Origin of the sequence: Streptococcus sp. Marseille-P7375 (genome assembly GCF_902460365.1) — a bacterium.
Taxonomy (GTDB): Bacteria; Bacillota; Bacilli; order Lactobacillales; family Streptococcaceae; genus Streptococcus; species Streptococcus cristatus_I.
This window is the reverse complement of sequence record NZ_CABPTR010000001.1, coordinates 105,046-129,882: the sequence shown is the minus strand read 5'-3', so window position 1 is coordinate 129,882 and position 24,837 is coordinate 105,046. Positions and strand designations below refer to the sequence as shown.

At 43.3% G+C, this 24,837-nt stretch carries 19 protein-coding genes and 1 other annotated feature (1 of these 20 only partly in view); of the genes, 4 read left to right on the top strand and 15 right to left on the bottom strand.

Annotation, left to right across the window (positions count from 1 at the left end):
• Positions 1-12 (bottom strand) — a binding site (T-box leader) (it extends 221 nt beyond the left edge of the window).
• 172 nt (positions 13-184) lie between these two features.
• Positions 185-1,834, top strand: a complete 1,650-nt coding sequence (gene fbpA, locus FZ954_RS00655) for an Rqc2 family fibronectin-binding protein FbpA (protein WP_148876213.1) — start codon at positions 185-187, stop codon at positions 1,832-1,834.
• A 167-nt stretch (positions 1,835-2,001) separates the two neighbouring features.
• On the opposite strand, the gene budA is transcribed toward fbpA, so the two are convergent.
• From budA to FZ954_RS00575, 15 genes are all read right to left on the bottom strand, one after another.
• Positions 2,002-2,721, bottom strand: coding sequence for an acetolactate decarboxylase (gene budA / locus FZ954_RS00650; RefSeq protein WP_148876209.1), 720 nt, complete (start codon positions 2,719-2,721; stop codon positions 2,002-2,004).
• Positions 2,722-2,835: 114 nt separating this feature from the next.
• Positions 2,836-3,585, bottom strand: a complete 750-nt coding sequence (locus FZ954_RS00645) for a PHP domain-containing protein (protein ID WP_148876206.1) — start codon at positions 3,583-3,585, stop codon at positions 2,836-2,838.
• A gap of 159 nt (positions 3,586-3,744) precedes the next feature.
• A complete protein-coding gene (locus tag FZ954_RS00640; protein WP_148876203.1) occupies positions 3,745-4,050 on the bottom strand; it encodes a DUF4298 domain-containing protein in 306 nt (101 codons plus the stop codon).
• Positions 4,051-4,151: 101 nt separating this feature from the next.
• A complete protein-coding gene (locus FZ954_RS00635) occupies positions 4,152-5,381 on the bottom strand; it encodes a tetratricopeptide repeat protein (RefSeq protein ID WP_148876200.1) in 1,230 nt (409 codons plus the stop codon).
• On the bottom strand, positions 5,374-6,543 hold the full coding sequence (locus tag FZ954_RS00630; RefSeq protein ID WP_048764586.1) for an AI-2E family transporter: 1,170 nt from the start codon (positions 6,541-6,543) through the stop codon (positions 5,374-5,376). The genes FZ954_RS00635 and FZ954_RS00630 overlap by 8 nt, the downstream gene beginning before the upstream one ends.
• Positions 6,544-6,885: 342 nt before the next feature.
• On the bottom strand, positions 6,886-7,827 hold the full coding sequence (manA, locus tag FZ954_RS00620) for a mannose-6-phosphate isomerase, class I (protein WP_148876197.1): 942 nt from the start codon (positions 7,825-7,827) through the stop codon (positions 6,886-6,888).
• 149 nt (positions 7,828-7,976) lie between these two features.
• The gene (locus tag FZ954_RS00615) at positions 7,977-8,477 is read right to left on the bottom strand and encodes a phosphatase PAP2 family protein (protein ID WP_148876193.1); all 501 of its coding nucleotides are present in this window, start codon (positions 8,475-8,477) and stop codon (positions 7,977-7,979) included.
• 142 nt (positions 8,478-8,619) lie between these two features.
• Complete coding sequence (locus FZ954_RS00610) at positions 8,620-11,016, bottom strand: glycogen/starch/alpha-glucan phosphorylase (RefSeq protein ID WP_148876190.1); 2,397 nt, start codon at positions 11,014-11,016, stop codon at positions 8,620-8,622.
• 133 nt (positions 11,017-11,149) lie between these two features.
• Entirely contained in the window at positions 11,150-12,580 is a 1,431-nt protein-coding gene (glgA, locus tag FZ954_RS00605) for a glycogen synthase GlgA (RefSeq protein ID WP_148876187.1), read from the bottom strand.
• Positions 12,577-13,716, bottom strand: a complete 1,140-nt coding sequence (gene glgD, locus FZ954_RS00600) for a glucose-1-phosphate adenylyltransferase subunit GlgD (RefSeq protein ID WP_148876184.1) — start codon at positions 13,714-13,716, stop codon at positions 12,577-12,579. Before glgD ends, glgA begins: the two co-directional genes overlap by 4 nt.
• Entirely contained in the window at positions 13,706-14,848 is a 1,143-nt protein-coding gene (locus FZ954_RS00595) for a glucose-1-phosphate adenylyltransferase (protein ID WP_148876181.1), read from the bottom strand. Before FZ954_RS00595 ends, glgD begins: the two co-directional genes overlap by 11 nt.
• Positions 14,849-14,851: 3 nt before the next feature.
• Entirely contained in the window at positions 14,852-16,765 is a 1,914-nt protein-coding gene (gene glgB / locus FZ954_RS00590; protein WP_148876178.1) for a 1,4-alpha-glucan branching protein GlgB, read from the bottom strand.
• A gap of 388 nt (positions 16,766-17,153) precedes the next feature.
• Complete coding sequence (locus FZ954_RS00585; RefSeq protein WP_148876175.1) at positions 17,154-18,578, bottom strand: NADP-dependent glyceraldehyde-3-phosphate dehydrogenase; 1,425 nt, start codon at positions 18,576-18,578, stop codon at positions 17,154-17,156.
• A 236-nt stretch (positions 18,579-18,814) separates the two neighbouring features.
• On the bottom strand, positions 18,815-20,548 hold the full coding sequence (gene ptsP / locus FZ954_RS00580) for a phosphoenolpyruvate--protein phosphotransferase (protein ID WP_148876171.1): 1,734 nt from the start codon (positions 20,546-20,548) through the stop codon (positions 18,815-18,817).
• A gap of 4 nt (positions 20,549-20,552) precedes the next feature.
• The gene (locus FZ954_RS00575; RefSeq protein ID WP_005589589.1) at positions 20,553-20,816 is read right to left on the bottom strand and encodes a phosphocarrier protein HPr; all 264 of its coding nucleotides are present in this window, start codon (positions 20,814-20,816) and stop codon (positions 20,553-20,555) included.
• A gap of 442 nt (positions 20,817-21,258) precedes the next feature.
• Between FZ954_RS00575 and nrdH the strand changes: the two genes are divergently transcribed.
• The 3 genes from nrdH (at position 21,259) to nrdF (ending at position 24,829) form a co-directional block, all read left to right on the top strand.
• Positions 21,259-21,477, top strand: coding sequence for a glutaredoxin-like protein NrdH (nrdH, locus tag FZ954_RS00570; RefSeq protein WP_005589588.1), 219 nt, complete (start codon positions 21,259-21,261; stop codon positions 21,475-21,477).
• 94 nt (positions 21,478-21,571) lie between these two features.
• Entirely contained in the window at positions 21,572-23,731 is a 2,160-nt protein-coding gene (gene nrdE / locus FZ954_RS00565) for a class 1b ribonucleoside-diphosphate reductase subunit alpha (RefSeq protein ID WP_148876168.1), read from the top strand.
• Between the two features lie 132 nt (positions 23,732-23,863).
• Positions 23,864-24,829, top strand: coding sequence for a class 1b ribonucleoside-diphosphate reductase subunit beta (nrdF, locus tag FZ954_RS00560; RefSeq protein ID WP_148876165.1), 966 nt, complete (start codon positions 23,864-23,866; stop codon positions 24,827-24,829).
• The last annotated feature ends 8 nt before the right edge of the window (positions 24,830-24,837 follow it).

Here is a 24,837-nt window from a genome sequence, read left to right as displayed (position 1 = left end):
TCCTATATTGTAAATTTTTCCTGAAGGGATGTCAAGGCTTTTTTGAAATTTTTTATAAAATGTTCGGTTTTTATTTATATTGATAATCATTGACAAAAAATAAATTTCTTTTTGATGAGACTTTAGAAGCTTTTAGCTTGGTTTTTTGTTATAATCTTCTTTAGCAACTTTCAAGGAGAAAAGCATGTCTTTCGACGGATTTTTTTTACACCACATGACAGAGGAGCTCCGCCGCGAATTGCTGGGCGGCCGCATCCAAAAGATTAATCAACCTTTTGAACAGGAGCTGGTTTTACAGATTCGCAGCAATCGAAAAAGCCACAAACTGCTCCTGTCAGCTCACTCGGTCTTTGGGCGCGTCCAGCTGACAGAGACTACGTTTGAAAATCCTGCTGTTCCCAATACCTTTATCATGGTCATGCGCAAATATCTGCAGGGCGCTGTTATTGAAGCGATCCAGCAGGTGGACAATGACCGGATTTTGGAAATCAGTGTCTCCAATAAGAACGAAATCGGCGATAGCGTGGCTGTGACTTTGGTTATCGAAATCATGGGCAAGCACAGCAATATCATTCTCTTGGACAAGACTAGCGGTAAAATTATTGAAGCCATCAAACACGTCGGATTTTCTCAGAATAGCTATCGAACTATCCTGCCGGGCTCAACTTATGTCGCACCGCCTCAGACTGGCAGTCTCAACCCTTTCACTGTGGGTGATGAAAAGCTCTTCCAAATCCTACAGGCAGAGGACTTAGAGCCCAAACGTCTGCAGCAAGTGTTTCAAGGATTGGGTCGGGATACGGCTACTGAACTCAGCGGTCGTCTGACATCTGACAAGCTCAAAACCTTCCGATCCTTCTTTGCCAGTCCGACTCAGCCAAGCCTGACCGAAAAATCCTTCTCTGCTCTGCTATTTTCTGACAGCAAGACCCAAATGTCCACGTTATCCGAGCTTTTGGATACTTTCTATAAGGATAAGGCTGAGCGCGATCGGGTCAACCAGCAGGCCAGCGAGCTCATCCGCCGAGTAGAAAATGAGTTGGAAAAGAACCGGAAAAAGTTGGGCAAGCAAGAGGAAGAGCTCCTAGCAACGGAGAATGCAGAAGAATTCCGCCAAAAAGGGGAACTCTTGACCACCTTTCTCCATCAAGTGCCCAACGATCAGGATCAGGTAGAGCTGGACAATTACTACACAGGTGAGAAGATTATCATCGCACTTGATAAGGCCCTGACTCCCAACCAAAATGCCCAGCGCTATTTCAAACGCTACCAGAAGCTCAAGGAAGCTGTCAAACATCTGATCAGTTTGATTGAGGAGACTCGGGCTACGATTCTCTACCTAGAGAGCGTGGAAACTGCCCTGACTCAGGCCAGCCTGACTGAAATTGCGGAAATTCGGGAGGAACTAATCCAGACCGGCTTTATCCGACGACGCCAGAGAGAGAAAATCCAGAAAAGGCAGAAACCGGAGAAATATTTGGCAACTGACGGTCAAACCATTATCCTAGTTGGTCGCAACAACCTACAAAATGATGAGCTGACGTTTAAGATGGCTAAGAAGGACGAGCTTTGGTTCCACGCCAAGGATATTCCAGGCAGTCATGTGGTCATCACAGGCAATCTTCAGCCCAGCGATGAAGTCAAGACAGACGCTGCCGAGCTAGCAGCCTACTTCTCCAAGGCCAGACTCTCCAATCTGGTCCAAGTGGACATGATTGAAGTCAGAAAACTCAACAAACCAACTGGTGGCAAGCCGGGATTTGTCACCTATACGGGCCAGAAAACCCTGCGCGTCACACCAGATGAAGAAAAGATTAAAAGCATGAAAATGTAAACTAATCCGTTTCTAAAATATCGATTTGGCGGATATTGAAAAATAAAAGAGGAGCCTCGGCTCCTCAAACTTACTGAATTTAAAAATCTAGTTATCTTTCAGAGGTTGGGACAGCAGAGTCCTAGCCTCTTTTTTTATCAGAAGTAGACAATTGTCACAGTAATTGACTACTCAACCTTGTCCATGTCCGATCTTACTTCATCGACATTGAATTTTGCAAAGAGGAACTTACGGTCTTGAACTGGGAAACGTTGATCTAGCTGATCGACAGCACCTAGCTCCACAATCCCTTCCTTGATAACAAAGTCCATAACGTGACCACCAAAGGTATGGTCGTCTGAAATAAAGTGAAGATGATAGCCGGCTACACTGACACCGTGGAAAATTTCGGGTGTCCAAAAACCAACAATGGTGCCGGAGACATTATCAGCATAGTACTCAGGCTGACTTACGGCTACTTCAGCAAACTTTTTCTCTGAGGTTGATTTTGGAATCATTCGCACATGCATGTGGGAAAATTCTCCATGAATCTTGATGGAGCGAAATAGATTTTCCCCATCGTAATAAGATTCAATTCGCTTTTCCAGCTCTTCATCTGTCATTTCGAAGCGTTGGCGGAAAATGACCTCCGCTTGGTGGGGAACAACTGCAGCGTAGGGCACTGTTACATCATCTGAAACTTCTACAACTTCAGGCACATTGCCAGATCCCTTAGCCTGATAGGCCTTACCATCAAGAACAATCAACTCCCCATCAATGGAATCCAGTGTACCAATCCCCAAATTGCCGTATTTCAGGAGCTCCCCAATCGTCATGCTCCCACCATAAAGTCCAGCCATCAAGGCTCCTAGGGTGTTATACTGAAATAATTTCACTGGCTCTGCCATTTTTTCTCCTATATCAATAAACTTCTGTATTTTCTAAGATAATTAAGTATATCATATTCTGGTCGAAATTCAAAAAAATCGTTTAATAGAAGTTTGAAAAAACGCACGGTAGCCTTAAATCAACTGACTTTCCTCAATACCGGCATTAGCGAGGATTTGAGCCACACGGTCAAACTTAAGTCGAAAATGTTCTAGTTTGTGACCATCGGAGCCAACTGAAAAGCGCTGACCACCCAGCTCCTTGACCAGACCAAGAGCGTAGATATAGAGATCTTCATGACCGTAGAGATACATAGACTTGCAGTTGAGTTCAAAAGCCAGACAATGATCAATCATCTTTTGAAAAAGCTGTCGCAGCTGCGGTTCAAAAGTTTTTAACTCCTCCACGGTAAGGTCGAATTTCCGAAAGCCATAGTCAAAGTGGGCTAGGACATCCGCCGGAACAGCCTCGATGGCCTCTTCTAATTCTCTCAGGTAGCGGGGAATTAACTCCATCTTGTCCAGCTGCAAGACAGGCTCTTCCAGATAGTCAAAACTGCCATTGTGGTGGACAGACAGGAGCTTGAGGTCGTATTCCTTGTCGGCTAAGAAAGCTAAAATATCATCCTTACGCGGAGCGTAATAGCCAATTTCAATCCCCTTTTTGATGCGGTTGCCATATTGCTGGTTCAGCTCTGCAATTTTTGCTGAATAAGCCGCATAGTCAGGTACATCATCATGGGGCGAGGCAGCTTGGTAAGGGTAGGGATTGGACAAATCATAGTGCTCGGTGGTGACAATCTCGCCCTCGTAATGGTCCAGATAGTCAGAAAAATCCGCCTCAGAATCATAGGAAAAATAGGTATGAAGATGATTGTCGCGCATGCTCATCCGCCTTTCTGCAAATCTTGTGTTCCTTTAATAATGTCAACGGTTGGTCGGCCTTTGTTTTAGATTTTCCACATTTCCGATTCTTTCGTTGACGTTATCCATGCTTTATCTTTTCGACAGCAGTCATTTTATTTCACGAATCTTCCTAGGCTGCTACCTTTCTTTCAACATGGCACTGGATAGGTCTAGCAGCTGCAACGCTGTCTCAAAGTGCTCTCCCATGAGGTCATAAACAGCATCTTCGCTCAAAACGCCACGGGCCACATCCTCAGGAAAGTCTGGTTGATTGGAAAATTCCAAATCGTCAAAGAAAACTTGGCTGGTGTAATAATCTCGGAGCTGGATATAATTCTTCTGGCTGGCCTCCAGCTCAGCCAAAGCAGATTGAGCTGCAGCCAGCATCTGAGCGTATTTATTCAAATGCTCTTCCATTTCTTGGATTCGTTTCAATTGGGACAATATCTCTACTCCTTCTTTAATCAAACTATCGTGTCAGCAAAAACAAGCCTCTTCCTAATATAATCGAAAACTAGCAAGGCAAGAGATTTTTCAAGAGAACTTTACAAACTTTCGTACAAATCTGCCATAGCAGTGTCATCTGGAACCAAACGCAGATATTTGCCAGCCTGTATTTTTGCTTCTTCCACACGCCCTAATTCACGCAATAAATAAACATATTCTTCCAAAAATTCAGGATTTTCCTGCAAGTCAACTGCCAGTTCCTGATACAGCTCCCCAGCTTTCTCCAGATTTTCCAAGGCTTGATAAGCACGCGCCAGATTCCAGCGAGTCAAGACATTGTCTACATCCTGATCCTCAAAAGCTAAGACCTCATCGTAGCGTTCCTGCTCCAGATAGAGATTGGTCAGGCGTAGAGCAATTTCCTCTAAATCATCTGCATTTTCCTGAGCTGCCAGCAAGTAGTTCTCAGATTTTTCCACATCATGCAGCTCGTAAGATAGTTGGGAAGCGAGGAGCAAAAGACGAGTTTCGAAAGGATTCTTGGTCAAGCCTTGCTCTGCCATCGACAAAGCTTCCTCAGTCTTATGCTCCGCATGGAGAGACTGCGCGTAGGCATACTCATAGCCTTCAAAATCTGGCGAAATCGTATCCAGCTGCTTGAAGTACAAATTAGCTTTTTGGTACTCCTCTTGTCCGTACAAGATAGCTGCTAATTCATAGACCGTCTCTTCGTCGTACTCCAGCTCAACAGCTTTTTCCAAAAATTCAATGGCTGCTTCGATTTTCCCCAGACTGGCATAGCAAAGGCCAATACGCTGGTAGGTGGACACGCCTGTCTGCTCGTAGATAGAGCGATTATCTAGCTGGGCATATTCCTTGATGGCCTGGGCAAAATTTTCCAATTCAAACTCAATTTCTGCTAAACCAAATGTCACCAAAGGTTCATCCGACAGTTTGGCAGCTTCCAGCAATTTCTCCCGCGCCACATCAGGCAATCCCTCTAGCTGATAAAGGTCAGCCTTGGCCAAGAGAGCGGCCACATACCATTCACCTTCCGAGTCAATTTCCTCTAAATAGGTAAAAGCCTCTTCCAAGTCACCATCGTCAGCAGCAATCGTTGCCAGACTGATATAGGATTCAGGGAAAAGCAGAGCCAATTTTTCATAAATTCGTTTGGCTTGAGGGAAAAAGCCGATACTTTCTAAGTAATCGGCTAATTCTAATAACTCTTGATCAGTATCTTGGCTCAAAGCATCTTCAAAATACTTCTCAGCCTGCGCTAAATCATGATTTTGCAGGGCTGTTAACATTCGTTCACTCTTATTCACTGCCTTCTCCTAATTCTTGAACACTTTCTTCATACAAACCGCTAACCTTCTTGTACCACTTAAAGAGCGCTGTGATGGCAACCTTGGCTGATGCATAAGCTGGAATTCCCAGCAAGACGCCCCAGATACCAAACATGGTTCCTGAAGTCAGCAAAACAAATAAAATCGTAATCGGATGGATGCTTAATTGGCTTCCCAAAATCAGCGGAGACACGAAGCGCCCCTCAATGGTCTGCTCCACGATAAAGACAATAATGACTTTCAACAGCATGATCGGACCAGCAATCAAGCCAAGAACCAAAGCCGGCAACATAGCAAGGAAGCTTCCCAAATAAGGCACCAAGTTCAAAACTCCTGCCACAACCGCTAGAGTCACACCGTACCGCAAGCCGATGATCTTGAAAAAAATCATAAACATAAAGGCCACAATAATCGCTACGGTCACCTGACCACGAACATAATTGGCCAACTGGGTATTCACATCTGTCATGACCTGACCAAATGACTCGCGGAATTTCGTTGGCAAGAACTGAACCACATAGCCTTTGAGATTTTTCCCATCGCGCAGTAAATAGAAAAGAATAAAAGGCATGATGATAATAGCCACAATGATTTGTGAAGCCGTACTAATCAAATTGCTAGCCCAATTGACTGCCTTTGATGAAAAATTACTAGCCCATGAAGTGATCTGAGTCGAAAGCTTATTCGTAACTTGCTCAATTTGTGGCTTCAAATCATCTGAAATATGATTGGTCAAAACATCATCAATCATCTTATTGGCTTGCTTGAGATAGGCGGGAACATTTTTTGAAAAACTCACTATCTGATGCTGCAAGTTAGGAATAGCAACCGCCAAGCCCCACACAATCAAAACACCAATCAAGACAAAGACAATTGTAATTCCAGCCACACGGTTAATCTTACGCTTTTCCATCCAGTCGACAATGGGATTGAGCAGATAGTAAAGCAGCCCAGCCAAAATCACTGGCAACATGATGGCACCAATAAACTCAATCACTGGTGTAAAAATAAAACTAATTTTGCTAAGAATAAAAATGTTCAAACCGATGAGTAAGGTCACCAAAAATACGGTAATGGCCTTATTATCCAAGAACCATCTAAAAAACCAGGACAAACTAAAATCTTTTTCTTTGTGTTCCATATTCAACTCCTTTGGATATTCCTTTTCATTGTACCATTTTTCAAAAAAAATATCTTCAAGCAACCATGACGAAATGCCTCATTTATCGGACTTTTTCACTGATTGAAGTTAAAGTCCTGTTTTCTCTATTCATTCTTCGAAAATAAAGAAAAATGAGGCTGGGACAAAAGTCCTAGCCTCTCAATTGTCTTTGGATTGTCGAGCAAGACGCAGTGGTTGAGTGGGCTCTACTACGCTGATTTCATCAGCTTTCACAGCCCTACTCAACTGTGCGGAGGTGGGACGACGAAATCGAATTCTAACGAATTACCGATTTCTGTCCCACTCTCATTTGTTTTTTCACTATGGATGGCTGACAATCAGTTGTAAGTCGCCAGACAAGGTCCACTCTGTGACATCGCTCGGCAGGATGAAATGAGAGCCTTTTTTGATAGGATATACTAGTCCATCCACTGTCAACTCGCCAGCACCTTCCAAAACGCTGAACAGGCTGTAATCTGCAGTCTTTTTAAATTCAACAGAACCAGCAATGTCCCACTTGTAAACAGCAAAGAAGTCATTGGCCACCAAAAGAGTAGAAGTCAAATCATCTGCCTGAATGGTAACGGGACGGCTATTAGCAGGCTCTCCGATAGTCAAAACATCAATCGATTGCTCCAAATGCAACTCACGAAGATTGCCAGCATCGTCCTTACGATCAAAGTCATAGACACGGTAGGTCGTGTCACTGGACTGCTGAGTTTCCAAAATCAGAATCCCTGAGCCAATAGCATGCATGGTGCCACTTGGGACATAGAAAAAGTCACCAGCCTTGACTGGAATTTTGGTCAAAAGATGATCCCAGTCCTTGCTCTCAATCTGCTGACGCAATTCTTCTTTGCTCTTGGCATTGTGACCGTAGATAATCTCTGCTCCTTCGTCTGCAGCGATAACATACCAGCATTCAGTTTTGCCAAGCTCTCCTTCGTGCTCTAGTCCATAGGCATCATCTGGATGGACCTGAACGCTGAGCCAGTCATTGGCATCCAAAATCTTCGTCAAAAGTGGAAAGACAGGCTCTGGACGATTGCCAAAAAGCTCACGGTGTTCAGCATAGAGAACATCTAGCTTCTGACCTGCAAAACGGCCATTCTTGACGGTTGAGACACCGTTCGGATGAGCCGAAATTGCCCAATACTCTCCCACACGGTCGCTGGGGATTTCATAGCCAAAGACATCGTGCAGCTTGGTGCCACCCCAAATCTTCTCCTGCATCACAGACTCTAGAAATAACGGTTCTGACATAATAGTCTCCTTACATATTTTTCATCATCCAAAATCAGGCAATCCTTGATGATAAAAGTTTGGTACTGCTTACATTATAATATAGACTTAGGCACTTTGTCTACTCCTCAACTTACTTTACAAAGAAAAATCTGGCTCTGGCCAGACCTTTATAATAAAAAGAGAAGACTTCCCCAGCAAATGCCGCAAAGGTATCCTATCACTACATCCTTTGGATAGTGCACTCCGCCAATCACGCGCACTAGAGCCAGCCCTGCAGAAAGCAAGAGGCAGATAAGCCCTGTCAGCCAGAAAAAGTAGAGCAGGCACATGGAAATCACTGTCGCCGAAAAGACATGGCGACTGGGCATGGACTTGCCTGATGTATCCTTGGCCAGCAAGGGTTGAATAGACCATTTTTCGTAAGGCCGTGCTTGATTCAGCCATTTACGAATCGCTGACAAGAGACCAAATCCAATAGCTGGAAGGAGAAAAAAAGCAAGTAGCCCCTTCCAACTCTCCATCAGAAAGGCATCAATCAAGACCAATCCATACACCAGAGGCATAAAAACAGTCATCCCTCTATTAAAATATGCCATCCCTTTCACTATCCTAGGACGACTGCGAAAGGGATCCGTTAATTGTTGATAAAAAATCGTGTAGTCTTTCATACTTGCTTATCCTGCTTTTTAAAAAATTGAATTCTCATACTTTCTCTACTATAGCATATTTCTAGACAAGATGGTAGATGGATAGCAAAAGAGACTGAGACCCAAGCCCCAATCTCTTATTGTCCATGTTTTCTCAGGAGTGTTATTTCTCCAAGTTCCAGATTTCCTTGGCATATTGCTCAATGGTATCATCTGAGGTGAACTTGTCAGATGTAGCGATATTAATCAAGCTCATGCGGGCCCATTTTTCTTTGTCACGATAGAGAGTATCAATCTTCTCTTGAGCTTCTACATAGGCATGAAAGTCTTCCAAGAGGAAGTATTCATCATTGTGGGTGATGAGGGCTTCGTAGATTTCAGATCCTTCTTCACGAACATTTGGAATGGTGCCATTGACAAAGGTGTCGACCACTCGGCGAATGTCTGGATTGCTTTCATAGACTCCGCGTGAGTAGTAATCATGGCGGGCATAGTGCTCGTAAACTTGGTCCTTGTCCATCCCGAAGATGACAATGTTGTCGTCACCGACCTCGTCCTTGATTTCGATATTGGCTCCGTCCAGAGTAGCTAGGGTAATGGCACCTGTCATCATAAACTTCATATTGGAAGTACCAGAAGCCTCCTTGGAAGCTAGGGAAATCTGCTCAGATACATCTGCTGCTGGAATGATGAGCTCAGCCAAGCTGACCCGGTAATTTTCTAGGAAAACAACCTTGAGCTTGCCTTGCAGACTTTCATCCTTGTTGACCAGATTAGCTACTTCATTGATTAGCTTGATGACCGACTTAGCAAAGTGGTAGCCTGGAGCAGCCTTGGCACCGAAGATAAAGACGCGCGGTACCATGTCCTTGTCAGGATTGTCCTTGAGGTCCCAGTAGAGCTTGATGATATGAAGCAGGTTAAGAAGCTGACGCTTGTAGGCGTGGAGCCGTTTCACCTGCACATCAAAGATAGCTTCTGTAGAAACTTCTACTCCTGTTGATTCCTTGATGAAGTCAGCCAGACGAGCCTTGGCTTCTTGCTTCACTCGGTAGAAATCAGCCAGTACTTGCTGATCGTCTTGAAATTCCAAAAGCTTGCGCAGCTCGTGAATATCACTTCTCCAGCCCTTACCAATCAACTTATCAATCTCAGCTGATAAAGGTTCATCCGCAATCTGCAGCCAGCGGCGCTGGATAATGCCATTGGTCTTGTTATTAAACTTCTCTGGGTAAATACTGTAGAAATCACGCAAGGTGTCTTCTTTGAGCAGTTCTGTGTGGAGTTTAGCAACACCATTGATTGAATGCCCACCGATGATAGCCAAGTGGGCCATGTGGACTTGATTGTCCTTGACAATCCGAGTGTTTTCGATGACTTGCGGATCAAGTCCACGTCCAGCCATTTCAGCCACATAGCGATTGTCGATTTCTAGGATGATTTGATAAACCCGTGGCAGGACATTCTTGAAGAGCTCCGCATCCCATTTTTCCAAGGCTTCTGACAAAATGGTGTGGTTAGTGTAGCTCATGGTCTTGACCGTCGCATTCCAAGCATCTGCCCACTCGAGACCATAATCATCCAGCAAAAGGCGCATAAACTCAGCTGGCGCAACTGCTGGGTGGGTATCGTTGATATGGACGGAAACCTTCTCATGAATATTCTTGAGCGGTCGACCTTGCTTGAGATAAGATTTGATAATGGTTTGCAGCCCTGCGCTGGTCATGAAGTATTCCTGAATCAGGCGCAGTTCTTTTCCTTTGTAACTAGAATCGTCTGGATAGAGAATGGCTGTGATATCCTGTACCCGTCGACGGGCTTCAATTGTTGGATAGTCCAATTCATATTCTTCTGGGATTTCAACATCCCAAAGACGGAGATTGTTGATATTGTCATTGCCAAAGCCAATCTGAGGCACGTCATAAGGAACGGCCCGCAAGGTTTTAGAATGCTCATAAACCGGCACAATTCGGCCTTCTTCATTGGCACGGAGGTAAACATTGCCAAAGATTTTGACATCCACAATGCCGTGATCCTTACGAGTTTCCCAGACATTGCCCAGACTGCCAAACCAATCGTCTGGAATTTCCACCTGATAGCCATCTACGATTCTCTGCTTGAAAAGACCGTAGCGATAGCGAATTCCATTTCCAAATCCTGGATAGCCTGTTGTAGCTAGCGAGTCCATGAAGGCTGCGGCCAAGCGGCCAAGGCCTCCATTTCCCAGCGCCATATCGTGCTCAGCATTTTTTACATCCTCAAAGTCAACTCCTAACTCAGCAAAGCTTTCCTTGACCGTATCAAGAATGCCCAAATTGAGTAGGTTAGTTTCCAGCATACGTCCCGGCAGAAACTCAATCGAGAAATAATAGGCTGTTTTTTGCTGCTGTTCCACAAGCTTATTGCGGCGCTCCAGCCACAGTGGCGTAATATATTTACGAATGGTGCTAGCGAGGGCTTGAAAAAGCTCGGCAGGTGTAGCATCCGCAATCTTAATCAGCTGTCTTTCGTGCAAAGTATCCTTGAAATCTCGGATAAACTGTTCTTTATTTAATTCCATTTTTACCAATCAACTTCCTTTCTTTTAGGGAAAAGCATCCGTCTGGATAAGATGTCAACATGAGAAAGACCACTTACCCGACAAATCCTCTCTTGTTAGAAACAAGAGAGGATTGCTGTTCTAATGCAATATTCTAGAGCAGTGACTCATATAAATCACTATATGCTCGACTGGCTGTATCCCAAGAGAAATCTCTCTCCATAGCCTGAGTTTGCAGACTGCGCCAAGCTTCTCGGTCATGCCAGTAAAGATTTAGGGCTTCTTTGAAAGTCCATGTTAGCCAATAACCAGAGAAGTTATTGAAGCTAAAGCCTGTTCCCTGTCCACTATAGACATTGAAAGGTTCAACCGTATCTCGCAGGCCACCAACCTCGTGAACCAGTGGCAGTGTACCGTAACGCATGGACATCATCTGAGACAGACCGCAAGGTTCAAAGCGGCTCGGCATGAGGAAAATATCACTAGCCGCATAGATTTCCTGAGCCAAAGTAACATCAAAAAGAATGTTAGCGGATAGTTTCTCAGGATAAGCCTGGCCAAACCAAGCGAAGGCCCGTTCAAAAGCAGGGTCACCTGTTCCAAGTAGCACAATTTGCACATCTTCCTGAAGCAGATTATGCAGCTCTTCCACCACCAAATCAAAACCTTTTTGACGAGTCAAACGAGAGACGATACCAACGACAGGAACATCATCTCGAACTGGCAAGCCTACTTTTGCTTGAAGAGCTCGTTTATTTTCCAATTTCCCAGTCAAATCATCTTTGTTAAAGTGGTAAGCCAGCAATTTATCTGTTTCTGGATTGTAGATATCTGTATCGATACCATTGACAATACCGACCAGCTTGCCTGACTCCATCCGAAGAATCTGATCCAGACCGCAGCCAAACTCAGCTGTCCGAATTTCGTTGGCATAGCTCGGTGAAACAGTTGTCACGCGATCCGCATAGAGAATGCCCGCTTTCATCCAGTTGAGGCAGTCATTCCAACGGAGAGTGCCGTCTGCATAACGTTCATAGCCGACACCAAAGAGTTCCCAAAGCATGCTATCCGGAAATTGTCCCTGAAACTCTAAGTTGTGAATAGTCAGCACTGTCTTGATGTTGTTATAGGCCTGAATCCAGCGGTATTTTTCCTTGACCAAGAAAGGAATCATGGCCGTATGGTAGTCGTGCGCATGGAGAACATCTGGAATAAAGTCAATGCGCTCCATCAGTTCGATTGCTGCTAATTGGAAATAAGCAAAGCGTTCACCGTCATCAAAATCACCATAGACATGTCCACGGAAGAAATAATGCTGATTATCGATAAAGTAGAAGTTCACACCTTCCAACTCAATCTTTTTGACACCGACATACTCCCGACGCCAGCCGACACTGACTTCAAAGGAGAAGAGGTCTTCAACTTGATCACCAAATTTAGCATCCGTCATGTCATAATATGGCAGAATAACCCCAACTTCATGACCAGCTTTGACCAAGGATTTGGGGAGGGCGCCGATAACGTCCCCCAAACCACCCGTCTTTGAAAAAGGTGCCCCTTCTGCTGCTATAAATAAAATTTTCATGAAACGATGTCCTCTGTAATTTTTTGACCTTTCTTCAGTACAACTGGGTGTTCAGCTGTCCCTCGAACGACAACTCCTTCAGCAATCTCAACGCCCTTGTCCACAATTGCATATTCTACCACTGCATTTTTTCCAACGACAACGCGTGGAAAGAGGAGACTGTCTTTGACACTGCTACCCGCTAAAATTCTTGTATTCCGCGAGATAACAGAGTTTACAACTTCACCTTCTACAATACTACCTGAGGCAAACTGAGAACGATTTACTTTTGATCCTGTTGCATAGTAAGTCGGCTCTTCATTTTTCACCTTTGTATAAATCTTGTGATTTGGTGAGAAGAGAGAGTAAAATTTCTGCCGATCAAGCATATCTTTATTGGCCTTATAGTATGATTCAACAGAGTAAATATTTGCCAGATAGCCTGTGTACTCGTAAGCAAAAGCTCCAACTTCAGCTGCCAAGTCCCGAAGAACATAGCGCAGTTTTTGTGGGAATTCTTTTTGGGCTTCTTCTTCCAATTTTTCAATCAACCAAGGCGTATCTACTACAAAAATATCTGTAGACATATTGAAGAGCTCGCCCTCGTCTCTATCACTATGCAGCTTGTGTCCTAGGACATGGTCTGTTTCACTGATTTGTAGCACTGCATTGACATCTGAAATATCTTTAGATGGCAATTTCTTGTAAACCACTGTCATCGGTTGCTGGGTTGTGTTATGTAAGTGGAAGACCTGATTTAGGTCAATGTTGATCAACACATCACAGTTCAGGGCTACAGTTTGGTTAGAGCCTGAGCGCTTCAGATAAGTCAGTAACTGTTCATAATATTCCTTACCAACTGTGCTACTTTCTACACGAGTATTGTAAATGCCTAGATAGTAGTGACTCAAAAGTGTAGACAAGCCCCACTCACGACCTGAACGAATATGGTCAAAGACAGAGCTGATATTGTCTTGCTGGAAGATACCAAAGACGCTACGAACACCAGCATTAGCAAGACTAGACAGTGGGAAGTCAATCAAACGGTATTTCCCACCAAATGGCAAACTAGCAACTGGACGATGTTCTGTTAAGGTTGACATGTCGTGGAAACCGACCGTATTTCCTAAAATCGCTGAATATTTATCAATCTTCATCTGTTGGTACCCCCACTTTTTCATTATATCCGACTACTTGCACTTCATCTGTTCCGTCAATCTCTACACCATCAGAAATAACAGCACCCTCACCAATGATCGCACGTTTAATCTTAGCCCCTTGGCCAATGATAGCGCCGCTCATAATGACAGAATCAGTGACTTCTGCACCTTCACGAACTTGAGCGCCTGTTGAAAGAATAGAATGCTTAACGGTTCCATCTACAAGACAGCCATCAACTACCAAAGAATCTTCAACATGAGCATTTGCACCAAGGTAGTTTGGTGGTGAAATCAAGTTACGTGAGTAAATTTTCCACTGACGATCACGACTGTCTAAAGCATTTTCTGGACTAATGTATTCCATATTAGCTTCCCAAAGTGACTCAATCGTACCAACGTCTTTCCAGTAGCCGTTAAATTCATAAGCATAAACACTTTCGCCAGATTCAAGATAATTAGGGATAACATTTTTACCAAAGTCGGACATATCTACATTGCTCTTTTCAGCAGCAATCAGCATATTGCGGAGACGTTGCCAGTCAAAGATATAGATTCCCATAGAAGCCTTGGTAGATTTAGGATTTTCTGGTTTTTCTTCAAATTCAACGATCCGATTGTTAGCATCGGTATTCATGATACCAAAACGGCTGGCCTCCTTGAGAGGCACATCCAAGACAGCAACCGTCAAACTAGCGCTGTTATCCTTGTGGGATTGGAGCATATCATCATAGTCCATCTTGTAGATATGGTCTCCAGATAGGATTAAAACATATTCAGGATTGATACTATCGATATAGTCAATGTTTTGGAAAATAGCGTGGCTTGTTCCCTCAAACCAACGATTTCCTTCACTGGCAGAGTATGGCTGAAGAATGGATACACCTGTATTGATACCATCCAAGCCCCAGCTTGAACCGTTCCCGATGTGACTGTTCAAAGCAAGTGGTTGGTACTGGGTAATCACACCGACATTGTTAATCCCAGAGTTGGCACAGTTTGAAAGGGCGAAATCAATAATACGATAACGACCACCAAACTGCACTGCTGGTTTTGCAATACTTTGTGTGAGCTTTCCAAGACGAGTTCCTTGCCCACCGGCAAGAATCAAAGCTAGCATTTCATTCTTCATATCCTACTCCTTTGTGGAATCTTTTTTAGCATTTTTACGAACATTCACACGACGCTTGATTTTCCAAATACTTGCTCCCAAAGCTGGTAGCGTAAAGGTCAAGGTCTGCGGATAATCTTTCCATAGTCCCTCTTGAGACTGAACTGTTTCGTTGTGTTCTTTCCAAACACCTCCCCATTTCTCTAATTCAGTATTCCATACTTCTTCATAAATGGCTTCCACTGGCACACCAATGGTAAAGTTTTTGCGCTCTACTGGCACCATGTTGAATACACAGACCAGCATATCTCCTTTTTCCGTCTTACGAATAAAGGAAAGGACGCTCTGATCAGTATTGTCGGCATCAATGATTTCGATACCATCATAGCTCAAATCGATCTCCCAAAGCGGACGATTATCTCGATAAAAGGCGTTGAGGGCCGAAGTGAAGCTCTGCATCTGCTTGTTCATCTGATCGTCCAGATTTGACCATTCCAGCTGCTCTTCTGACTTCCACTCTAGGAATTGACCAAATTCTGAACCCATAAAGAGTAATTTCTTGCCTGGATGGCAGATTTGATAGGTCAAGAGGTTGCGGAGACCAGCAAATTGATTGTAGCGGTCACCCCACATCTTATGCATCATGCTCTTCTTGCCGTGAACGACTTCGTCGTGAGAGAAAGGCAAGAGGAAATTTTCAGAAAAAACATACATAAAGCTGAAGGTCACCAGATTAAAGTCGTACTTGCGATAAATCGGGTCTTCTTCATAGAAACGCAGAATATCGTTCATCCAGCCCATATTCCACTTGAAGTCAAAGCCCAAACCGCCCATCTCTCTCATGCCTGTAATCTTGGTTTCGGACGAGCTCTCTTCAGCAATCATCATGACATCTGGATGAGCCAGCTTAATAACTGTATTCAAACGCTGCAAGAAATAATAGCCTTCATAGTTACGATTACCGCCATCCTTGTTTGGCTGCCAAGGACCACTATCATAGTCTAGATAGAGCATGTTGCTAACTGCATCCACACGAACCCCATCTAAATGGTAGAAATCAATCCAGAACTTGATACTAGAAATCAAGAAAGATTGCACTTCATTTTTTCCTAGGTCAAAATTCAAAGCACCCCAGCCATAGTTGTGAGCTCGGTCATGATCCTGGTACTCAAAGGTTGGTGTTCCATCATAGTAGGCCAAGGCATCGTCATTGATGGTAAAGTGACCCGGAACCCAGTCCACAATGACACCAATATTATTCAAGTGACATTCTTCGACAAAGTCCTGAAATTCCTCTGGCGTTCCATAAGTATGTTCAAAGGCAAAGTAACCCATGAGCTGGTAGCCCCAGCTGAGTCCCAAAGGATGGGCCATGAGCGGCATGAACTCAACGTGCGTGTAGTTCATTTCGACCAGATAAGGAATCAACTCCTCCTTAAGCTGAGCCATAGAATATGGACTGCCGTCAGGATTGCGTTTCCAAGAGCCAGCGTGTACTTCATAGATATTGACCGGTCTTGAGAAAAAGCCCCAACGCTTTCTCCGAGCCAGCCAAAGTCCATCTTGCCACTTCTTTTCTGGAATAGTCCGAACAATAGCTCCCGTACCTGGGCGCTCTTCCAAATAGATAGCCAGCGGATCAATTTTCAAGATTTCCTGACCACTACTGCGTTTGATATTGTACTTGTAAATATCTCCTTCCTTAGGCAAATCCGTGAAGACTTCCCAGACACCGCCTTCATTGCGAGTCATAGGAATCTGCTCTCCATACCAATTGGTGAAATCTCCAATCAGATGCACATTCTGCGCATTTGGAGCCCAAACTCTAAAAGTGTAGCCAGCCTTGCCATTCACCACATCCTGATGCACTCCCAAATAATGCTGCAAATGAAAGTTTTCACCTGTTGTAAAGGTCCTTAATGCTTCTTTTTTATCCATTTAGTCACCTTTCTATTTGTAAGCGTTTTCTATATTTCTATTTTACCCCATTTTCTTATATTTTTCAAGTAAATTTCCAAAAACTATCTCAAAAATTTCAAAAGCCCAATTTCTTTACAAGAATGAGTTGCTATATCAATAGATCGTTGAAGAAGATCTCATAAAATATTGATTCTACAGGCTTTTACTTGAATTATTTGATATAAAAATCAATCGAATTATAGATAAAATAGCTAAAAATTGTATAGACCAATATGTAAATTTACATTTTAAAATGATAAGTAATCAAAAATATAAACGCTTGCTTATTTTTATATTGTTCGAACACTTGTTAGATTTACAAGTTCATCAAGGTAAGAAAAAATGCCGCACAAAGCCGCCTTTCTCATTATTTCACATCAAACACGATGGATTTCACTTGTGTCATCGCTTCGATACTGTAACGAATCCCTTGCACTCCGGCTCCAGATCCCTTAACACCAAGGAATGGGAAGTTATCTGGACCACGTTGGGTCTTATTATTGATGTGTACAGTACCCACTTCCAGTTTCTCAGCAATTTCAAATGCTTTAGGAAAATCATTTGTAAAGACTGAAGATTGAAGACCAAATTCTGACTGGTTACAGATCTGAATAGCCTCTTCAACGGAAGTCACACGAATAATCGGAAGAACAGGACCAAATGGCTCTTCCCAAGCTAATTTCATATCTAGTGTCACATGATCAAACAAGGCAGGCCAGATGAGATTTGCTTCACGTTTGATTTCTGTCAAGGCTGACGCTCCCTTTTCTTGAGCATCTTCAATCAAGCCCCAGATGAAATCTGCTGATGCGTTATCAATGACTGGTGTGATATCCGCATTATCAAAAGGATCACCAACCGTCAGTTTCTCTACCTCTGCCTTAATCAGCGCCGCTAATTTATCTGCCACGCTCTCCATGACAATGACACGTTTAATAGCCGTACAGCGCTGACCGGAATAACTGTATGCCCCGCCAACAATCTGCTTAGCTGCATGCTCCAAGTCAGCATCTTCCAGCACGACTGCAGCATCCTTACCACCCAATTCGAGCATAATTGGACGCATGCCGGCCAGCTTGCCGATGCGTTCACCGATTGGAGTCGAGCCAGTAAAGTTAATGTAGTTTACTTCCTTATGCTCAATGATGTAGTCTCCGATTTCTGAACCACGTCCTGTGATGGTATTGAAAACACCAGCAGGCAGACCAGCCTCAGCAAAAGCCTGAGCCAAGAGCAGACCAGAAATTGAACCTTGTGTAGGTGGCTTAAACATCACGACATTTCCGCCGATAAGGGCAGGAGCAATCTTAGAACCAGACAGGTTGACTGGGTAGTTAAATGGCGCAATGGCTAGTACAACTCCTACAGGCTCACGACGGACCATAGCCAGTTTTTTCTTGCTGGCAGCTTCAAAGCCGCCGCCTTCCATAACCTGACCGTGAATACGAATGCCCTCTTCAGCCGCATAGCGAATCAAGTCTGCTGTCCGAACAACTTCTCCAATCGCCGCTTTAATACCCTTGGCAACTTCTTTTGCAAGGATTTCGCCAATCTTCTCCTGATCGCGCTCCAAAATATCCGCGGCCTTATGCAGATAAGCTGCACGTTCGACTGCTGAAAGAGCGCGCCAAGCTGGCAAAGCCGCACGAGCGCTCGCCATCGCATAATCAACCTCTGCCTGACTCATGGCAGGCACAGTTCCTAAAACCTCATTATTGATAGGAGATGAGATGGTGATTTCATTTTCAGAAGCTCTCCACTCTCCATTTATATAGTTCTTATATTGTGTCACGTGTCCCCTCCAAAATGTTATTAAGTATCATTTTATCAAATTTTCTGAAAATTTCAACTAAATTTTATAAATTTAAAGAAATTTTTCACAAATTTCATGAATCATCTTCTTTTGTTCATATGAACTCGCTATATTTCTCGATTTTTCATCGAGTCTCACTTTCTACACTAGGTCTACTATGACGCTGAAGAAAACTAAAAAAGACCAGGAAAATTTTCCTGATCTTAATTTTCAGATTAATTGAAGTCAAGATATTCTTTTTCAAGTTCAAGAACTTCTTCCATCGTTGCACATTCAGTCAATGCGCGTTGTGCAAGTTCTTCCATCTTCTTCGTATCCAATTTCTTCATGAGGCTACGAGTCCGAAGGACAGAAGTGGCACTCATAGAGAACTCATCCAAGCCCATACCTACAAGGAGTGGCACAGCTGTTTGGTCACCGGCCATTTCTCCACACATACCTGCCCATTTTCCTTCAGCATGAGCTGCCTTGATAACATTGTTGATCAAGCGAAGGATTGATGGGTTGTATGGTTGGTAGAGGTATGAAACTTGTTCGTTCATGCGGTCAGCAGCCATTGTGTATTGGATCAAGTCGTTGGTACCGATAGAGAAGAAATCAACTTCTTTGGCAAATTGATCAGCTAGCATTGCTGCTGCTGGAATTTCAATCATGATACCCACTTGGATATTGTCCGCTACAGCAACGCCTTCAGCTTGCAATTTCGCTTTTTCTTCTTCGTAAACTGCTTTAGCTTTACGGAATTCTGTCAAGAGAGCAACCATTGGAAACATGATACGCAATTGTCCATGTACAGAAGCACGCAAGAGAGCGCGGATTTGTGTACGGAACATAGCGTCACCAGTTTCAGAGATAGAGATACGCAATGCACGGAAACCAAGGAATGGGTTCATTTCATGCGGCATATCGAAGTAAGGAAGTTCCTTATCTCCACCGATGTCCATGGTACGGACAACCACTGGTTTTCCATTCATGCCTTCCAAGACAGCCTTGTAGGCTTCGTATTGCTCGTCTTCTGTTGGGAAGTCTTGTGAATCCATGTAAAGGAATTCTGTACGGTAAAGACCTACGGCTTCAGCACCATTTGCATTGACACCTTCAACGTCTTTTGGTGTACCGATATTAGCAGCGAGTTCAAAGTGTTTGCCATCGGCAGTCACTGTTTGAGCATCTTTCAAGAGAGCCCATTCAGCTTTTTGCTTCGCATAAGCTTCACCAGCTGCTTTGAATTCCGCTGCTTGCTCTTCAGTTGGGTTAATGATAACTTCACCAGTGATACCATTTGCTGCAATGATATCACCGTCTTTAACGAGTTCAGTAATATTATTGGTTCCCAATACCGCTGCGATTTCAAGCGTACGAGCCATGATTGCAGAGTGGCTTGTTCGTCCACCGATATTGGTTACAAACGCCTTAACAAATTTCTTGTCTAATTGAGCTGTATCAGAAGGAGTCAAGTCATGTGCAATAACAACTGATTCTTCATTGATAGAAGCTGGATTTGGTAATTTCTTGCCCAAAAGGTTTGCCAAAACACGTTTCGTCACGTCACGAATGTCTGCCGCACGTTCTTGCATGTATGGATTGTCTTCCATACCTTCAAAAATAGCGATAAACATGTCTGTAACTTCTTTCAGACCAGCTTCCGCATTTACTTTCTTAGTACGGATCGTTTCTTTGATTTGACCAACCATTTCAGGGTCAGCGAGTACCATTAAGTGAGCGTCAAATACTTGAGCCGCTTCTTCACCAAGGCTATCTACTGCTTTCTCACGGATAACAGAAAGCTCGTTCTGTGAAGCTTCAAGAGCTGCATCCAAACGAGCCTCTTCTGCATTCGTATCATCGACTGAAACAGTCTCAAATGACAAATCCGGTTGAACTAATAGATATGCCTTAGCAACAGCAACACCATCAGATGCCGCAATTCCTTTAAGCATTTCTGTCATTTTCTTATGCCAATCCTTCTTTTTCCATTGTTTCTGAGATAGCAGCGATAGCATCATCCGCGTCTGCACCTTCAGCTGAGATTGTAACGTCAGCACCTTGGCCAACACCAAGACTCATAACACCCATGATTGATTTAAGGTTTACTGATTTACCTTTGTACTCAAGAGTGATATCTGAAGCAAATTTGCTAGCTGTTTGTACCAACAATGTTGCTGGACGCGCGTGAATACCTGTTTCTGCCACAATGTGGAAATCTTTAGAAGCCATAGTTAGACTCTCCTTTAAAATAATTCTTTTTGAGTTAAAGTGATAACCCTTACAAGTTGGTATTATATCACTTTTTGAAATCTTTTTCAAGAATTTTATAGCCCGCTTACAAAATATTTCGTTAGAGTTTGAAAATGAATTCTGTTTTAAAATAGTAAATTAAATCGTCAGCTCCCTCTCTTTTCTAAATAGTTCCAAGGCTTTCTTCCTTATAATGAATTCTTCTTGGTCTAGCTTCTCTAAAAGTACAGTAAGCGCTGTTACTTCTTGTGGTTATTTCTCTTTATTTTGATATTTTACACACTATATATTGTATCTCTATAGTTGCTATAAGAAAATATCATACAATATTTAGTTCAAAACTGTTGACATCGAATTCGCTTTTAGATATACTAGTTTCAGATTAAAATTTAAGAAAATGAAAGTATAGAGGAATCATCTAATGGTAACTATTTACTCTAAAAACGATTGTGTTCAATGCAAGATGACCAAGCGTTTTCTTGATACCAACAATGTGGAATATCGCGAAATCAACCTTGATGAGCAACCAGAATACATCGACCATGTTAAAAGCCTCGGTTTCAATGCAGCGCCTGTTATTCAAACACCAACTGAAGCATTTTCTGGTTTCCAGCCTGGTAAACTTAAAAAATTATCATAATCTCACCAGTATTTAGAGCTTTGTTGCCGCTCCTATCATTCGTAGGAGCCGTTTATTTTGTAAAAGCAAAAGACATTTTAGAAAAAGGAAAATTATGGGACTCAAACACTTAGAAGATGTGACTTACTTCCGTCTAAATAACGAAATCAACCGTCCAGTCAATGGGCAAATCATGCTTCACAAAGACAAAGAAGCCTTGGAAGCCTTCTTTAAAGAAAATGTTGAACCAAACACGATGAAGTTTGCTTCTATTACTGAAAAAATTCAATATTTAATCGAAGAAAACTACTTGGAAAAAGAATTTATCCAACTCTATTCTCCTGAATATATTGAAGAGTTGTCTGCTTTTATCCATGCTCAAGATTTCAAGTTCAAATCTTTCATGGCAGCCTATAAATTCTATAACCAGTATGCACTGAAAACCAATGATGGTGAATATTATCTCGAAGGCATGGAAGATCGGGTGCTCTTTAATGCCCTCTACTTTGCCAACGGAGATGAAGCCATTGCCAAGGATATTGCAAATGAAATCATCCACCAGCGCTATCAACCGGCTACACCAAGCTTCCTCAACGCTGGCCGGGCTCGTCGCGGTGAATTGGTTTCCTGCTTCCTCATCCAAGTAACAGATGACATGAACTCAATCGGCCGCTCCATCAACTCCGCCCTGCAGCTCTCTCGTATCGGAGGCGGGGTCGGTATTTCTCTCAGCAATCTGCGGGAGGCTGGAGCGCCTATCAAGGGCTATGAGGGAGCTGCATCTGGCGTTGTGCCTGTTATGAAACTCTTTGAGGACAGCTTCTCCTACTCTAACCAGCTAGGCCAACGTCAGGGAGCTGGGGTTGTTTACCTCAATGTCTTCCACCCAGATATCATCGCTTTCCTTTCTACCAAAAAAGAAAATGCTGACGAAAAAGTTCGGGTTAAAACCCTCTCACTCGGTGTTGTCATTCCAGATAAATTCTACGAATTAGCACGTAAAAATGAAGATATGTACCTCTTCAGCCCCTACTCAATCGAACGTGAATACGGTGTACCATTTGCCTATATCGATATCACAGAGAAATACGATGAGTTGGTCGCTAATCCAAATATCACTAAGACCAAGATCAAGGCCCGTGATTTGGAAACAGAAATTTCTAAACTCCAACAAGAATCTGGCTATCCTTATGTCGTAAACATAGATACAGCCAACCGTTCAAATCCAATTGACGGTAAAATCATCATGAGTAACCTTTGCTCAGAAATCCTGCAAGTTCAGGAGCCTAGCCTCTTGAATGATGCACAAGAGTATCTCCACTTGGGAACAGATGTATCATGTAACTTGGGTTCTACTAACGTCGTCAACATGATGACTTCGCCAGACTTCGGAAAATCCATCCGAACTATGACACGCGCTTTGACCTTTGTTACAGACAGCTCACACATTACAGCCGTTCCTTCAATTGACCACGGTAATAGTTTAGCCCATACCTTTGGTCTAGGAGCTATGGGATTGCACAGCTATTTGGCTCAGCAGTTGATCGATTATGGATCAGCGGAAGCTGTCGAGTTCACCAGCATCTACTTTATGCTCATGAACTACTGGACTTTAGTTGAGTCTAACAATATCGCTCGCGAGCGCGGTGTGACCTTCCATAACTTTGAAAAATCTGACTATGCTAACGGAACTTACTTTGACAAGTACCTGACGGGTGAATTTGTACCTAAGTCTGACCGTGTTAAAGAACTCTTCGCAGGCATCTTTATCCCATCTGCAGAGGATTGGGCAGAGTTGCGCGATAAAATCAAGGCTGATGGTCTCTACCATCAAAACCGCCTGGCCGTTGCACCAAACGGCTCTATCAGCTACATCAATGACGTTTCTGCTTCAATTCATCCAATTACTCAACGGATCGAAGAACGTCAGGAAAAGAAAATCGGTAAGATCTACTATCCTGCTGCTGGTCTGTCAACTGAGACCATCCCTTACTATACTAGCGCCTACGACATGGACATGCGCAAGGTGATCGATGTCTATGCAGCTGCAACTGAACACGTGGATCAAGGACTTTCACTGACACTCTTCATGCGCAGCGATATTCCTAAAGGCCTCTACGAATGGAAAAAAGAAAGCAAGCAGACAACTCGCGACCTTTCTATCCTGCGTAACTACGCCTTCAATAAGGGCATCAAGTCCATCTACTACGTCCGCACCTTCACTGATGATGGCGGTGAAGTAGGCGCTAACCAATGTGAAAGCTGTGTGATCTAGCAAGTAACAATTTACAATTACATCATTTAAATTCAACAAAATAAAGTATAAAAAACACTTATCGCAATGTCGCCAAGGAAATCATTCCATTGGCGACATAAGCAAGTATTAGAAGTTTAAAGCGAGATTATCATGGAAACATACTATAAAGCCATAAACTGGAATGCTATCGAAGATGTCATCGACAAATCAACTTGGGAAAAGCTGACGGAGCAATTCTGGCTCGATACACGGATTCCCTTGTCTAATGACCTCGATGACTGGAGAAAATTGTCCCACAAGGAAAAAGACTTGGTCGGCAAGGTCTTCGGTGGCCTGACCCTGCTGGATACCCTCCAGTCTGAATCTGGTGTAGATGCCCTACGCAAGGACGTCCGTACTGCCCACGAAGAAGCCGTCTTCAATAATATCCAATTCATGGAATCCGTCCACGCAAAATCTTACTCTTCTATCTTTTCTACCTTGAATACCAAGGCTGAGATTGAAGAAATCTTTGAATGGACCAACACTAACCCATACCTACAAAGAAAAGCAGAAATTATCAATGAAATCTACCTTAATGGTAGCCCCCTTGAAAAGAAGATTGCCAGCGTTTTCCTTGAAACCTTCCTCTTCTACTCTGGTTTCTTTACACCCCTCTACTATCTTGGTAACAACAAACTAGCTAACGTTGCGGAAATCATCAAACTAATCATCCGTGATGAGTCTGTTCACGGAACTTACATTGGTTACAAATTCCAACTTGGTTTCAATGAATTGCCTGAAGAAGAGCAAGAAAAGCTCAAAGAATGGATGTACGACCTCCTCTACACCCTCTATGAGAATGAAGAAGGCTATACAGAAAGCCTCTATGACGGTGTGGGTTGGACCGAAGAAGTCAAAACCTTCCTTCGTTACAATGCCAATAAAGCCCTTATGAACCTAGGACAAGATCCACTCTTCCCAGATTCAGCAGATGATGTCAATCCTATCGTAATGAACGGGATCTCAACAGGAACGTCCAACCACGACTTCTTCTCTCAAGTCGGAAATGGTTACCTTCTTGGTGAAGTTGAAGCCATGCAAGATGATGACTATAATTACGGTTTAACCAAATAATTTTCAGA

Excerpts from the sequence above, each read along its gene's own strand:
- fbpA (WP_148876213.1), top strand. The coding sequence starts at position 185 with ATGTCTTTCGACGGATTTTTTTTACACCACATGACAGAGGAGCTCCGC.
- budA (WP_148876209.1), bottom strand. The coding sequence starts at position 2,721 with ATGGCAGAGCCAGTGAAATTATTTCAGTATAACACCCTAGGAGCCTTG.
- FZ954_RS00645 (WP_148876206.1), bottom strand. The coding sequence starts at position 3,585 with ATGCGCGACAATCATCTTCATACCTATTTTTCCTATGATTCTGAGGCG.
- FZ954_RS00630 (WP_048764586.1), bottom strand. The coding sequence starts at position 6,543 with ATGGAACACAAAGAAAAAGATTTTAGTTTGTCCTGGTTTTTTAGATGG.
- manA (WP_148876197.1), bottom strand. The coding sequence starts at position 7,827 with ATGTCAGAACCGTTATTTCTAGAGTCTGTGATGCAGGAGAAGATTTGG.
- FZ954_RS00615 (WP_148876193.1), bottom strand. The coding sequence starts at position 8,477 with ATGAAAGACTACACGATTTTTTATCAACAATTAACGGATCCCTTTCGC.
- FZ954_RS00610 (WP_148876190.1), bottom strand. The coding sequence starts at position 11,016 with ATGGAATTAAATAAAGAACAGTTTATCCGAGATTTCAAGGATACTTTG.
- glgA (WP_148876187.1), bottom strand. The coding sequence starts at position 12,580 with ATGAAAATTTTATTTATAGCAGCAGAAGGGGCACCTTTTTCAAAGACG.
- glgD (WP_148876184.1), bottom strand. The coding sequence starts at position 13,716 with ATGAAGATTGATAAATATTCAGCGATTTTAGGAAATACGGTCGGTTTC.
- FZ954_RS00595 (WP_148876181.1), bottom strand. The coding sequence starts at position 14,848 with ATGAAGAATGAAATGCTAGCTTTGATTCTTGCCGGTGGGCAAGGAACT.
- glgB (WP_148876178.1), bottom strand. The coding sequence starts at position 16,765 with ATGGATAAAAAAGAAGCATTAAGGACCTTTACAACAGGTGAAAACTTT.
- ptsP (WP_148876171.1), bottom strand. The coding sequence starts at position 20,548 with ATGACAGAAATGCTTAAAGGAATTGCGGCATCTGATGGTGTTGCTGTT.
- FZ954_RS00575 (WP_005589589.1), bottom strand. The coding sequence starts at position 20,816 with ATGGCTTCTAAAGATTTCCACATTGTGGCAGAAACAGGTATTCACGCG.
- nrdH (WP_005589588.1), top strand. The coding sequence starts at position 21,259 with ATGGTAACTATTTACTCTAAAAACGATTGTGTTCAATGCAAGATGACC.
- nrdE (WP_148876168.1), top strand. The coding sequence starts at position 21,572 with ATGGGACTCAAACACTTAGAAGATGTGACTTACTTCCGTCTAAATAAC.
- nrdF (WP_148876165.1), top strand. The coding sequence starts at position 23,864 with ATGGAAACATACTATAAAGCCATAAACTGGAATGCTATCGAAGATGTC.